This is a genomic window from Thiobaca trueperi, assembly GCF_004342175.1.
Classification (GTDB): domain Bacteria; phylum Pseudomonadota; class Gammaproteobacteria; order Chromatiales; family Chromatiaceae; genus Thiobaca; species Thiobaca trueperi.
Genome location: NZ_SMAO01000005.1, coordinates 140,809 through 153,134, shown reverse-complemented (window position 1 = coordinate 153,134; position 12,326 = coordinate 140,809). Strand labels below are relative to the sequence as shown.

General features: G+C 65.3%; 10 protein-coding genes. 7 read left to right on the top strand and 3 right to left on the bottom strand.

The window, feature by feature from the left end; translation table 11 throughout:
* Positions 1–16 precede the first annotated feature (16 nt).
* From EDC35_RS11075 to EDC35_RS11055, 5 genes are all read left to right on the top strand, one after another.
* Positions 17–748, top strand: a complete 732-nt coding sequence (locus EDC35_RS11075; RefSeq protein WP_132977317.1) for a response regulator — start codon at positions 17–19, stop codon at positions 746–748.
* 349 nt (positions 749–1,097) lie between these two features.
* Positions 1,098–5,309: a hypothetical protein gene (locus EDC35_RS11070; RefSeq protein WP_207896191.1), complete on the top strand. Its 4,212-nt coding sequence runs from the start codon at positions 1,098–1,100 to the stop codon at positions 5,307–5,309.
* Between the two features lie 193 nt (positions 5,310–5,502).
* Positions 5,503–5,940, top strand: a complete 438-nt coding sequence (locus tag EDC35_RS11065; protein WP_132977316.1) for a hemerythrin domain-containing protein — start codon at positions 5,503–5,505, stop codon at positions 5,938–5,940.
* Complete coding sequence (locus tag EDC35_RS11060; RefSeq protein WP_132977315.1) at positions 5,933–6,205, top strand: DUF2249 domain-containing protein; 273 nt, start codon at positions 5,933–5,935, stop codon at positions 6,203–6,205. The genes EDC35_RS11065 and EDC35_RS11060 overlap by 8 nt, the downstream gene beginning before the upstream one ends.
* Positions 6,202–7,473 carry a hypothetical protein gene (locus EDC35_RS11055; protein ID WP_132977314.1) on the top strand — a complete coding sequence of 424 codons (1,272 nt, stop codon included), beginning with the start codon at positions 6,202–6,204 and terminating at the stop codon, positions 7,471–7,473. Before EDC35_RS11060 ends, EDC35_RS11055 begins: the two co-directional genes overlap by 4 nt.
* 13 nt (positions 7,474–7,486) lie before the next feature.
* Here EDC35_RS11055 and EDC35_RS11050 read toward each other — a convergent pair whose 3' ends face one another.
* On the bottom strand, positions 7,487–8,314 hold the full coding sequence (locus EDC35_RS11050; RefSeq protein ID WP_132977313.1) for a sirohydrochlorin chelatase: 828 nt from the start codon (positions 8,312–8,314) through the stop codon (positions 7,487–7,489).
* 3 nt (positions 8,315–8,317) lie between these two features.
* Positions 8,318–8,824 carry a YbaN family protein gene (locus EDC35_RS11045; RefSeq protein WP_132977312.1) on the bottom strand — a complete coding sequence of 169 codons (507 nt, stop codon included), beginning with the start codon at positions 8,822–8,824 and terminating at the stop codon, positions 8,318–8,320.
* Between the two features lie 188 nt (positions 8,825–9,012).
* On the opposite strand from EDC35_RS11045, the gene EDC35_RS11040 reads away from it, so the two are divergent.
* The gene (locus tag EDC35_RS11040) at positions 9,013–10,092 is read left to right on the top strand and encodes an adenylate/guanylate cyclase domain-containing protein (protein WP_132977311.1); all 1,080 of its coding nucleotides are present in this window, start codon (positions 9,013–9,015) and stop codon (positions 10,090–10,092) included.
* Positions 10,093–10,105: 13 nt separating this feature from the next.
* Here the strand turns inward: EDC35_RS11040 and EDC35_RS11035 are convergent, their stop codons facing one another.
* Complete coding sequence (locus EDC35_RS11035; protein WP_132977310.1) at positions 10,106–10,921, bottom strand: META domain-containing protein; 816 nt, start codon at positions 10,919–10,921, stop codon at positions 10,106–10,108.
* A 231-nt stretch (positions 10,922–11,152) separates the two neighbouring features.
* Between EDC35_RS11035 and EDC35_RS11030 the strand changes: the two genes are divergently transcribed.
* Positions 11,153–12,289 carry a DegT/DnrJ/EryC1/StrS family aminotransferase gene (locus tag EDC35_RS11030; protein WP_207896190.1) on the top strand — a complete coding sequence of 379 codons (1,137 nt, stop codon included), beginning with the start codon at positions 11,153–11,155 and terminating at the stop codon, positions 12,287–12,289.
* The last annotated feature ends 37 nt before the right edge of the window (positions 12,290–12,326 follow it).

Here is a 12,326-nt window from a genome sequence, read left to right as displayed (position 1 = left end):
CCACCAGATGACAACCATGAACCCCCACGCCCCCCTGATCCTGATTATCGAAGACGAAGAGCGTCTGGCTGCGCTGGTGGCGGATTATCTCAAGGCCGCCGGCTATCAGGTGCAGGCGCTCCATGACGGCGCGTCAGCGGTCGACTGGATCCGCGATCAGCACCCGGATCTGATTCTGCTGGATCTGATGCTGCCCGGCAGGGATGGCCTGAGCATCTGCCGCGAGGTGCGGGCCGACAACCCGGTGCCGATCATCATGACCACCGCCCGCGTTGAGGAGATCGACCGACTGCTCGGACTCGAACTGGGCGCGGACGATTATGTCTGCAAACCCTACAGCCCGCGCGAGCTGGTGGCGCGGGTCAAGGCGGTGCTGCGACGCACCCAGGCGCCTGCCCCGCCCGCCGACAGCGGCCCGCTCACCCTGCTCGCCGACCGTCTGCGGGTGCGCGCCGGAGACAGCGAAATCGAGCTGACGGCAGTGGAATTTGCCCTGCTCGAAACGCTCCATGCCGCACCCGGACGCATCTTCTCGCGCGACCGGCTCATGGACCGCATCTATCCCGATCACCGGATCGTCTCGGATCGCACCATCGACAGCCATGTCAAAAAACTCCGGCGCAAACTCACCGGACTGCTGCCCGCGTGCGAGCTTATCCATTCGGTTTATGGCGTCGGTTATCGCTATGAAGAGCCGTCCGGCGAAGCGGGAAAACGTGAAGACTTCTTTGCAGGTGATCAGGTCTGATCAATCCTGCGGCGCGACGCACAGGAACAGTTAAACCGCGTCCAGTGCGATATGCGTAATTTTCAATTTGTGTTTAGCTCTGGGAATAAGTCAACGACATCAGTGGAAACGAGGTTTAAAATTTTATATTTTTTAATATCTTAAACCGCGCCAGCTCCGATAATCCTTGAGTCTGCCAGGGCCGATCCGATCCACGAAGATCGCATACCGTGCTGGGCGCGGTTTAAGATGTCGTACCAGCGCAACCTGACAGGACTCCGTGGCACAAAGTCGGGTGGTGGCGCACGCCTGACCCGACCTGTCAGATCGTCCCTGTCATCGCTTAAAGCATCCGTTGGAGGTCGCCACCATGTTCCGTTCCTGCGTCGGTTCGCTCCTGTCAATCCTGTTCCTGTTCTCGGCCCCGGCGCTGACCGAGACGTCCCCGGATGCACTCGTCGCGCCGCCAGCCGATGCGGTTACGTCTCCGGCACCGATCTTCGCCGAGCCATCCGTTCCCGAGCCGCTGCGCCCCTGGATCCCCTGGGTGCTGGAGACGGGGCCGGATGGGCAGGATCGGCGCGCCTGTCCGCTCGATCCGCGCGACGGTGCCTGGCTGTGCGCCTGGCCCGGCGAGCTGCATCTGGATCTGAACGCGAACGGCGGTGACTTTGCCCAATCCTGGCAGGTCTTCGCCGAGTCCTGGGTCATGCTGCCGGGCGATGCGGATGCCTGGCCGCAGGCTGTCGAGTCTGGCGGACAGGCACTGCCGGTGGTGATGCACGAGGGACGACCGGCGGTGAAGCTGCCCGTCGGCGTCTGGCGGTTGACCGGGCGTCTGTCGTGGACCCAGCGCCCGGACGCGCTGTCGTTGCCCGCGACGACCGGGCTGGTGTCGCTCATGCTCGACGGCGAACAGCGACCACAGCCGCGCATCGAACGCGGCGGTCGTCTCTGGCTCCGCGATCCGGCCGCCTCGCAGACGGCAGACGAGGGCGACCGGCTGTCGCTCACGGTCCTGCGCCGCATTGAGGACGATCTGCCGCTGCGGGTGCTCACCCGGATCGAGCTGGATGTCTCGGGCCGCGCCCGCGAGGTGCGTGTCGGTCCCGTGCCCCTGCCGGGCGGCGTGCCGCTCGCGCTCGACAGCCCGCTGCCAGCGCGGCTGGAGTCCGACGGTACGCTGCGGGTCCAGGTCCGGCCCGGTCGCTGGGTGCTGGACGTGACGACCTGGCACGCCGGATCGATCGGCGAACTCAAACGCGCCGCGCCGGTCGCGCCTTGGCCCGAGCATGAAATCTGGGCCTTTGAGGCGCGCCCCGATCTGCGTCAGGTCGAGATCGGCGGTCCGCCGCTGATCGATCCGCGTCAGACCCGGCTCCCGGACGACTGGTCGCGTCTGCCGGTCTATCGGGTCGGACCGGACGAGGTTCTGACCCTGACCGAACAGCGGCGCGGCGATCCCGATCCGGGACCGGATCGTCTGAACCTGAAGCGTGCGCTCTGGCTGGATTTCGACGGCGCCGGCTACAGCGTGCAGGACCGGATCGGCGGCGAACTGGTCCGCACCTGGCGTCTGGAATCGGGGCAGGGTCTGGAATTGGGACAGGTGCAGATCGATGGCAAGCCGGTGCCGATCAACCGTCTTGGCAGCGACGACGCGCCCGGCGCGCCCGGCGTCGAGGTGCGGCGCGGTCGTCTGGATCTGCTTGCCGATGGGCGTCTGGAGGCCGCACCCAACCGGGTGCCGGCCTCCGGCTGGGCGCTGGCGCTCGATTCCGCGCAGGCCACCCTGCATCTGCCGCCCGGCTGGGATCTGCTGGCGGCCTCGGGCGTCGATAACCTGCCCGATACCTGGCTGGCGCGCTGGACCCTGCTTGATCTCTTTCTGGTGCTGATCCTCATCATCGGCATCGGTCGGCTCTGGGGCTGGGGCTGGGGTCTGCTCGCCCTCTTTGCCCTGGGGCTGACCTGGCAGGCGCCGGATGCGCCGCGTCTGGTGTGGCTGCACCTGCTTGCCGCTGCGGCGCTGCTGCGTCTGCTCCCGGCGACGTCGGTTCAGACTGGAGCGGCGCGGCTGCGTGGTCTGGTCACGTGGTATTTCCGTCTGAGCCTGCTGGCGCTGCTGTTCGTCGGTCTGCCGTTCCTGGTCGGCGAGGTGCGCGGCGGACTCTATCCGCAGCTTGAGCGCACGCCCTGGGCTGGCATGGGCGATCTGACGCCGCAGTTGGCTGGTGCGTTCGATGCTGTGCCGACGCCGTCCGCGCCTTCCCCCGCCACGGCGGAACTCACTTTCAATGAGGCGGCTGAGAACGATAACGCCACCGTTCAATATGAACGTGGCGGCGACAGCTACAGCAAAGGCCGATTCTATCAATCAGCGCCTTCCGCTCCCCAGACCCTGGACATCATCGACCCCGAGGCGCAGGTACAGACCGGCCCCGGTATCCCGACCTGGAGCTGGAACCGTTTCGAGCTGGCCTGGACCGGGCCGGTCGGACAGGACGAACAGGCGCGGCTGTGGCTGCTGACGCCGGGCTGGAATCTCCTGGTCTCGCTGCTGGGAAGCCTGCTGCTGGTTCTGCTCGGTCTGCGGCTGACTGACGTCATACCGAAGCAGGCCAGCGCGAATGCGGGTCTGGCCCTGCTGCTGGCGGTGGGGCTGGGCGCCGGTGGCGTCGCGACGCCGACCCAGGCCGACGAGCTGCCGACACCCGAACTCTTGCAGGAACTGCGCGAGCGTCTGCTCGCGCCGCCCGACTGTCTGCCCGAGTGTCTGGATCTGTCGCATCTCGCGCTGCGGGCCGAGCCTGATCGCCTGACCCTGGACCTGACCCTGGATGCGGCGGTCGCGGTCGCGGCCGCGCTTCCGGGCGGTGCGGGCGGCTGGACGCCGAATGAAATTCATCTGGATGGCGCGCCGCTGGATCGTCTGAGCCGCGATGCCGAAGACCGGCTGCGGGTGCCGCTCGCCGCCGGTCGCCATCGGCTCCTGCTCGCCGGGCCGCTGCCGAGCCGCAATCAGATCGACATCCCACTGAGCCTCGCCCCGCGTCAGGTGACGGTTCAGGCCGATGGCTGGCGGGTCGAAGGGCTGGATGCAGCCGGTCGCGCGGGGTCGCAACTGCAACTGGTCAGGCTGTCCGAGGCCGGTCTTCCCGCCGACCAGCCCCTGACTCAGGATGCGCTGCCGCCGCTGCTGCGGGTCGAGCGTCGCCTGCAGATCGGCATCGACTGGCGGGTCGAGACCCGGATCCAGCGTCTGTCCGCACCCGAGTTCCCGCTCCTGCTGCCGGTGCCGCTCCTGCCCGGCGAATCGGTCCAGACCCCCGGCATTCAGGTCGAGGGCAATCGGGTGCTGGCGGGACTGGCGCCCGGCATGAGCGAACTGGCCTGGACCTCCACCCTGGAGCCGGTCACTGCACTGACGCTGACCGCAAGCCCGGACAGCCGGCTCAACGAGGTCTGGTCGCTGGATCTCAGTCCCATGTGGCATCTGCAACCGCAGGGGCTCGCGCCGGTGCATCAGCGCGAGTCGTCGGACCGCTGGCTGCCCACCTGGCGACCGCTGCCCGGCGAAACCCTGGCGCTGACCATCAGCCGTCCGTCCGGCGTGCCCGGTCCCACACTCACCATCGACCGGGTGGATTATCGGGTCGAACCGGGGCGTCGGGGCAGCGAGTCCAACCTGACGCTGGCGGTGCGCAGCAGTCAGGGCGGGCGTCACGCCATTCGTCTGCCGGATGGGGCCGAGCCGCTGCGTCTCAGTGTCGATGGCCGGAGCCTGCCGGTTCCCGCGCCGGGGACCGCCATCGACCTGCCGCTGATTCCCGGCAGCCAGTCGATGCAGGTTGCGTGGCGCGAATCAGCCGTGCCCGGACCCGGTTTCAGCCCGGCCAGTCCCGATCTGGGCGCCCCGGCGGTCAATCTGAACCTGTCGCTGCGCCTTTCCCCTGACCGCTGGGTGCTCTTTGCCGGCGGACCACAGATGGGGCCGGCTGTGCTCTTCTGGGGCGTGCTCCTGGTCATCGCGGGTCTGGCTGCGGCGCTGGGCCGCAGCCGTCTCACACCCTTGCGAACGCACGACTGGTTCCTGCTTGGCATCGGTCTCAGTCTGTCGCAGGTGTGGGTGGTGCTGCTGGTCGCCGGCTGGCTCTTCGCGCTCGGTCTGCGTCGCCAGCTCAATGCGCAGACCTCGCCCTGGCGCTTCAATCTGACTCAGATCGGTCTGATCCTGCTGACCCTGGCGGCGCTGGCGGCGCTGCTCGGTGCGGTGCAACAGGGTTTGCTGGGCCATCCGGCGATGCAGATCAGCGGCAACGGCTCGTCCGCGAGTCTGCTCAACTGGTATCAGGATCGCGGCGGGCCGACCCTGCCGGCGGTCTGGGTCTTCTCGGTGCCGATATGGATCTATCGCGCACTCATGCTCGGCTGGGCGCTGTGGCTGGCCTTCCGTCTGCTGAACTGGCTGCGCTGGGGCTGGGATGGTTTCTCGCAGCCACTGCTCTGGCGCGAGTGGCGGTGGGTGCGCCCGAGCCCCAAACCCGTTTCCACAACGGTCGATACCGACGGGCGGGGATGAATAGACAGGATTAACAGGATTTTTCAGGATTGACGAAGCCCTTAAGCCACTGTTTTAAATACCGTTAATCCTGCCAATCCTGTCTTAACCCGATGGTTTTAGATCCGCCGCCCTGATCCAGATCAAGGCGCGGGCGATGCGCGGACCGCAGAATCGCCGCCTCCTGCATTCTGTCAGACCGGATTTTCACACCATGCCGCCCATTATCGCCGACGCCTTCACCCAGGATCATCATCGCTGCGACCATCTGCTCGCCGCCGTCGAAACCCGTCTTGGGGACAGCGACTGGAGCGTGATCAGCACCGCCGCAGAAACGCTCATCGATGCCATGAACCATCACTTCGCCCAGGAAGAAGAGTCGCTGTTTCCGGCGCTGGCGCAAGTCTTGCCGATGGCCGAACAGCCCATCGACGTCATGCGCGGCGAGCATGCGCAGATGCGCCAACTTTTCGCTGAACTCGGCGAAGCGGTCGCTATCCGCGACCAGACTGCCTGTCAGGGGATTCTGGAGACCCTGCATTTCCTGGTGCAGCAGCACAATCACAAGGAAGAAGGCGTGCTCTATCCCCTGGCCGATAACGCGCTGACCGGGCGCGCGGCGGAGTTCGCCACGGCCATCGCCGATGTCTGAGCTGGCAATGGTCCCGGTTCTGGACGTCCGCCGGCTGGAACCGCCCGAGCCGCTGGAGCGCATTCTCGACGCGCTCGCCGATCTGCCAGCCGGTGAGCCGCTCTGCGTCCTGCACCGGCGCGAGCCTTTTCCGCTTTACGATCTGCTCAAACGCATGGGCTATGACTGGCGGACACAGGGACAGGATGACCGCTTCGAGATCCTGATCTGGCCGCGCGAGGCGCCACCTTCCCGCCGCGAGTCGGACGAGGGGCAACCGGATTGAAAACCGCCGGACTCAGCCTGGATCAGGCGCCGCCAATCGGTGTGCCCTTTGCCTTCTTTCTGGTGGCACCGCTCTTTGCCGCACTCGCTGGCGGTCTGCTGCTGTGGCAGGGCGAAGCGGTTCTGGTCTCGCGCTGGACCCCGGTGGCACTGGCCGTCACCCATCTGCTGGCGCTGGGCTTTCTCACCCAGATCATGTGCGGCGCGCTGTTACAGATGCTCCCGGTGCTCGCCGGCTCACCGGTGCCGCGCGTGGTGGCGATCGGTCGCGCCACGCAGATGCTCCTGATTCTGGGAACGCTCTCGCTCTCCGCCGGATTCCGGTGGGGCGGTGTGATCTGGCTGACGACGGGCGCGGGTGCGCTCGGTCTGGGTCTGACAATCCTGATCGTCGCGGTGGGCATGGCGCTCTGGCGCGCCCAAGGCGTGCGACAGACGGTCATCGCCATGCGTCTGGCGCTCGCCGCGCTGACGGTCACGGCCCTGCTCGGACTCATGCTGGTCGCCGTGCTGGCAGGCGGTTCCAGTCTGTCGGGATTTGCCGGCTGGGTGGATCTGCATCTCGGCTGGGGACTGCTGGGCTGGGCCGGGATCCTCATCATGGGCGTGGGCTATCAGGTCGTGCCCATGTTCCATGTCACACCCTCTTATCCGTCCTGGCTGATGCGCTGGGCTGCGCCGCTTGCCGCCATTGGCCTGCTGGCCGCGACGGTTCTGACGGCGACCGGTCGGACCGACCTCGCCATCCGGGGCATGGGGCTGTCAGCGATCATCTTCGTCGTCTTCGCCGCCGCCACGCTCGACCGCCAGCACCGCCGCGAGCGACCACGGCTCGATGTCACGCTGCTCTACTGGCGCTCGGCAATGCTCGCCGCCATGCTGGCGGCACTCGTCTGGCTGACCGGCGGTCGGGCTGAATTGACCGGCGTGTTGCTCCTGGTTGGCGTCGGTGTCGGTCTGCCGAGCGGCATGCTGTTCAAGATCATGCCCTTTCTGAGCTGGTTCCATCTCCAGCACCGTCAGGTCGCGATGCGCCGCTTCAGTGTGCGGTTGCCGCACATGCAGAGCTTCATCCCGGAGACCCAGGCGCGGATTCAGTTCGGCGTCTATCTGGTGGCGCTGGGGTTATTGGCGGCGGCAGCGGCCTGGCCCGGAATCGGCCTGACGCGACCCGGCGGATTGGCGCTCATCCTTGCGTCGCTGCTCCAGAGCTGGCTGCTGTTGCAGTGCTGGAGCGGGTTTCGCCGCTTCAGGCTGAATTTGGATTGATGCTGGACGCGGTTTAGAGCCGGCCCGTCTGCTTCAGCCGCGACACCAGAATCTCAATCAGTCCCGGATGACTGCCGACCAGCGGCGAGGGATGAATCCGCAGACCGGGATAATCGGCCTCGATCCGCGTGCGGATCGCGTCGATATCGCCACCCGGACCGGCATGACGACCGGCGGAGAGAAAGAGCATGGCCAGGACGATGGGCGTCATCGGGTCGGCGTCGGCCAGACGACGCAACTGATCTTCCAGCAGTTCCCCGTTGAAGTCGTATTCCACTCCCGCGCGCCGCTCCATCGCCGCCTCATCGATCCGCATCTCCCGTCCCAGCCGTTGCCTCAACTCGTCGCCCAGCCAGCGGCGCACCGCCGTCACGGCTGGGAGGGGCGACCCATGATCGACCAGAACCACACGAAGCGGCATGAAGCCTGCCGATTCGGCGGTCTGTCGGATATGATCGGTGAGGATGTCAACCAGACGCGGTTCGCCAGCCGGCAATGGACAGAGCTCGGGGGCGATGCGGAGCCGAAAGGGACCGAATTCGTCGGCCAGCGCGGCGGCGGTCTCGGGGACGAAGGCGGAAAGTGCACGGCTGGGACCGAAGAACAGTGGGATCAGCACCAGATCGCGGACGCCTTCGGTGAGCAGGCGTCGAAGGCTGGGGGCAAGGATGTCAGCGGGTTGATCGTCGAGCTGCGCGGGAGGGATCTGATCGGCATGCAGCAATGAGACCGGATGGACCGGCTCGCCGATCCGCTCGGCCAGCCGCCCGGCGAGTCGCCGCAGATTCAGAATGGAGTTGGCCCGGCGCGAGCCGTTATCAAGCAGCAGGATGGTCCGCATGCCCTAGCCCGAGGGATCGGCAGGTGGTTTCGCCGCCGGTTGGACGCGCGCCAGGGAGCTCAGATCGAGCGTCACCGCGACAGATGAAGCAGGCGGACGCTGGCTGTCCGGGCGGGTGCCGATCCAGAGCGCCACCGAGGCGAGGATGGTGGCGACCAGGACGGCGGTCACCCAGCCGGGCTGGACGAGTCCGAACCAGATCAGGTAACTGCCGGCCATGCCGCCAATAGCGGCGATTTTGCCGGTGCGGCAGATCTCGCCATGTTCGAGAAAGCCGCGAATGGAGGCCCCAAAATGCGGATGCTCCACCAGAAAGCGCACCCGTTGCGGCTTGCTGCGCAGCCACAGCCAGGCGGCGGCGATCCAGAAAACCGTCGTCGGCATCAGGGGCACGACCATGCCGACGAAGCCGAGGCCGAAACAGAGCCAGGCCAGGAGGTTGTAGATCAGCCTTCGCCGGGGATGGGTGGCGACGTCAGGGTTTTGTCTGGCGCGCGCGTTGTTCTGCATGCGAAGTGCTCCGGGGCGAATAGCGACCGATTTCGAGCGCACAACTATAGCGGGTTTGGCTCGACCCTGCCTTCGCCCTGACTCCCAAAAAGCGCCAGGATGGCAACGAGGCCAGGTCATATACTGTCATGCGGCGTCAAGGGATCCACGATATCAATCAGTTTTACCCGGATGGAGATCGCGCAGCCATGCAACACCACGACCGTCAGCCGTTTGTTTCCGATGCAGCCGGAGTGCTCCAGGATCTGTCCGGGCCGACATCCCGTCGGCAGTTCGATGTCGCACCGGGCGAGCCTCTGACCGCCCTGGACGGGTTTCTACTGGAATCGCAACCCATCCGCGAAACCGAGGCAACCATCCTGATCGCCGATCTGCGTGGCTTCACGGCGCTCATGGAGTCATTGCCGACGGCCGCCCTGGTCGGGGCGCTGAACCGTTTCTACCACCTGACGGCGCAGACGATTGTGCGTCATGGCGGATTCATCGATAAGTTCATGGGCGATTCGGTCATGGCGCTGTTCGGCGCCCCGGTGCGTCGCGCCGACGATCTCCTGCGGGCGCTGGTCTGCGCGGTCGAGATCCAGCGGGCCATGGTGAAACTCAACGCCGCCAGTGAGGAGAACGATGAACCGAGTCTCTACGCGGGCATCGCCATCAGCACCGGCAAGGTCATGGCCGGCAGTTTCGGCTCGCCTTTCCACAGCGAGTACACCGCCATCGGGGATCCGGTCAATCTCGCGGCCCGCATCGAAGGTTACAGCCTGCGCGGTCAGGTCTTGATCAGCGAGGCCAGTTATCGAGGCGCACGCGATCAGATCGAGATCGGCGCGGTCAATGACGTGCTCGTCAAGGGCAAGACGAATCCGGTCACACTCTACGAACTCAAGGCCGTCACCTATCCCGAAACGCTGGCGGTACCTGAGATCGAGATCCGCAGATCGCCCCGGATCCAGGTCGATTTCCCGATCCTGTTCCGCAAGGTCGAATCCAAGCGGATCCTCGCCGAGCGCTTCGTCGGCCAGGTCAACGACATGAGTTATGACGGCATGAGCGCCGATCTGCCGCTGATCCTGCCCACCTATTCCGAGATCCTCATGTCGTTGACGCCGGAACTCGGCACGGGTCAGGCGGCGGAGGTCTATGCCAGGGTGCTGCGTGCAAAAAGCAACCAGGGGCGTTATCGCACCAGTCTGCAATTCACCACCGTCGGCACCCCTGGTCATGGCAGGATCAAGGAATATATCGATCATGTGCTGTGGGGCAAATGATCGCACGACTGGCTCAATCGCTCCGTGCCTGGAAGCGCGCGACAACCTCGCCCTTAGCGTCGATGAGCGTCAGTCTGGGGCCTTCGATCCGGTAGCCGGATACGAGGCTCAGGGCATTGGCGTAAGCAGTGGCCTGTTCAGCCACCGCGTCCGGCCCCCGACAGGCCATGCGGGTCGTCGCGAGGGGACCGATGCGCAGACGGCCAGACTCCAGCACATAGCCGCTGACATAGCGATTGCAGCCATCGGAGCCGTTGAGCGTACCCTGATCATGGAAATCCAGACTGATTTGGGTGTTTTCCATGGGTGCAACCAGCCCCTGCCGGTCATGCCGATAGGCTTCGAGCATCCAGACATTGTCCACCAGCGGCGATGCCGGAAGCGCCCGCCAGACAAGCAATGTCACACCCGTGTCATCCAGCAATTCCAGCCGTTCGCCACTCTGACGAACAGTTTTCGCCGCTGTCAGCGCAGCGATGACCGCCTGCTCCTGCTGCATCAGTGGTTCGGGGCAGGCCATCATGGTCGAGGCCATACTGGCCCCGATGACGAGCCTGTCACCATCGAGGGTGTAGGATCCGGAGAACTGATTGCAGCCAGCGCGACCGGAAACCTGTCCGTCCTCGAAGCGAAAAGGCGTCACCCCGGCATTGGCGGCGATCTCGACCAGTCCATTGGCCGACTGGTAGCCAACCAGTTGCCAGCCACGGCCTGCGAGATTGACCGGCTGGCGGTCTGGCGACTCCGCAACCGGTTCAGCCGCGCTGACCGCGCCGGATAACGCCACGACCATCATCGCGACGGCAAGACAAGAGTGGGTCTGCTGCATGAACAATCTCCCGAATCAGGCTCTGTTGGCGGAAATGTCTGGATCATGGGCCGCCGCCTTGACGAATCCGTCCGGCAACAGCCAGGAGTGCTCAGTCTAAACCGACCATGGATTCTGTGGTGCGGAAGGTTGATGCTGGGTCTGGACATCTGCCATGGCGGGCGTTCCAATCTGTGCGGGCGCAACTCCGACAGGATCCGCTACCCGCCACCCCCACAACAGGCGATATCCATGCAATTTATCGATTTGAAATCACAATACAGTCGGATTGAACCGGACGTTCAGTCCCGAATCCAGTCGGTACTCAATCACGGCCAGTACATCATGGGGCCGGAGGTCGGGGAGCTGGAGACGCGACTGGCCGAGTTTGTCGGCGTTTCTCACTGCATCGGGATGTCGAGCGGAACCGACGCCCTGCTGATCGCCATGATGGCGCTGGAGATCGGACGGGGCGATGAGGTCATCACCTCCCCTTTCACCTTCATCGCCACCGGCGAGATGATCGCCCTGCTCGGTGCGCGTCCGGTCTTCGTGGACATCGACCCGGCCACCTATAACCTGGATCCCGCGCAGATCGAAGGGGCCATCACCGGGCGCACCCGCGCCATCATGCCGGTGTCGCTGTACGGACAGTGCGCCGACCTGGACGCCATCAATGCCGTCGCGGCACATCATCGGCTGCCGGTCATCGAAGACGCGGCGCAGAGCTTTGGCGCAGGTTATAAAGGGCGACGCTCGGGCGGGCTGTCGCGCATCGGCTGCACCTCCTTTTTCCCGTCCAAACCCTTGGGCGCCTATGGAGACGCCGGCGCCTGTTTCACTGACGACGCGGATCTGGCCAAACGGATGCGCGAAATCCTCAACCACGGTCAGGATCGGCGCTACCATCACCCGCGTCTGGGCGTGAATGGACGGCTCGATACCTTACAGGCCGCGATCCTGCTCGCCAAACTGGCTATCTTCCCCGATGAAATCGCCGCTCGTTCAGCGATCGGCGCACGCTATACGCAGCTTTTTCATGAGCGGGGAGCGGCGTCGAGCGCTGCGGGCGGGGCGTCGGTGCTCACCCCTTTCATCCAGCCGGAGAATCTGTCCGTCTACGCCCAGTACACCATTCAGGTGCCTGATCGGGATGCCGTCGCCGCGCAGCTCCAGCAACAGGGCATCCCGACCGCCGTGCACTATCCGGTGCCACTGAATGAACAGCCGGTGTTTCATGTCGGTCTGGTCGCAGAGGAAACGCCGATCAGCGCGGCGATTGCCAAACGGGTCATCAGTCTGCCGATGCACCCCTATCTGTCCGAGGAAACGCAGGTTCAGATCGTGGATGCCGTTGCCAGGGCCGCCGGCCTGCCCAACCTCCGCTGACCGCCAGGACAGGCACTGACCGCCCATCCGTTATACT

Coding starts and splice junctions, on each gene's coding strand:
- EDC35_RS11040 (WP_132977311.1), top strand. CDS start 9,013: ATGCAACACCACGACCGTCAGCCGTTTGTTTCCGATGCAGCCGGAGTG.
- EDC35_RS11050 (WP_132977313.1), bottom strand. CDS start 8,314: ATGCGGACCATCCTGCTGCTTGATAACGGCTCGCGCCGGGCCAACTCC.
- EDC35_RS11045 (WP_132977312.1), bottom strand. CDS start 8,824: ATGCAGAACAACGCGCGCGCCAGACAAAACCCTGACGTCGCCACCCAT.
- EDC35_RS11075 (WP_132977317.1), top strand. CDS start 17: ATGAACCCCCACGCCCCCCTGATCCTGATTATCGAAGACGAAGAGCGT.
- EDC35_RS11065 (WP_132977316.1), top strand. CDS start 5,503: ATGCCGCCCATTATCGCCGACGCCTTCACCCAGGATCATCATCGCTGC.
- EDC35_RS11035 (WP_132977310.1), bottom strand. CDS start 10,921: ATGCAGCAGACCCACTCTTGTCTTGCCGTCGCGATGATGGTCGTGGCG.
- EDC35_RS11070 (WP_207896191.1), top strand. CDS start 1,098: ATGTTCCGTTCCTGCGTCGGTTCGCTCCTGTCAATCCTGTTCCTGTTC.
- EDC35_RS11060 (WP_132977315.1), top strand. CDS start 5,933: ATGTCTGAGCTGGCAATGGTCCCGGTTCTGGACGTCCGCCGGCTGGAA.
- EDC35_RS11030 (WP_207896190.1), top strand. CDS start 11,153: ATGCAATTTATCGATTTGAAATCACAATACAGTCGGATTGAACCGGAC.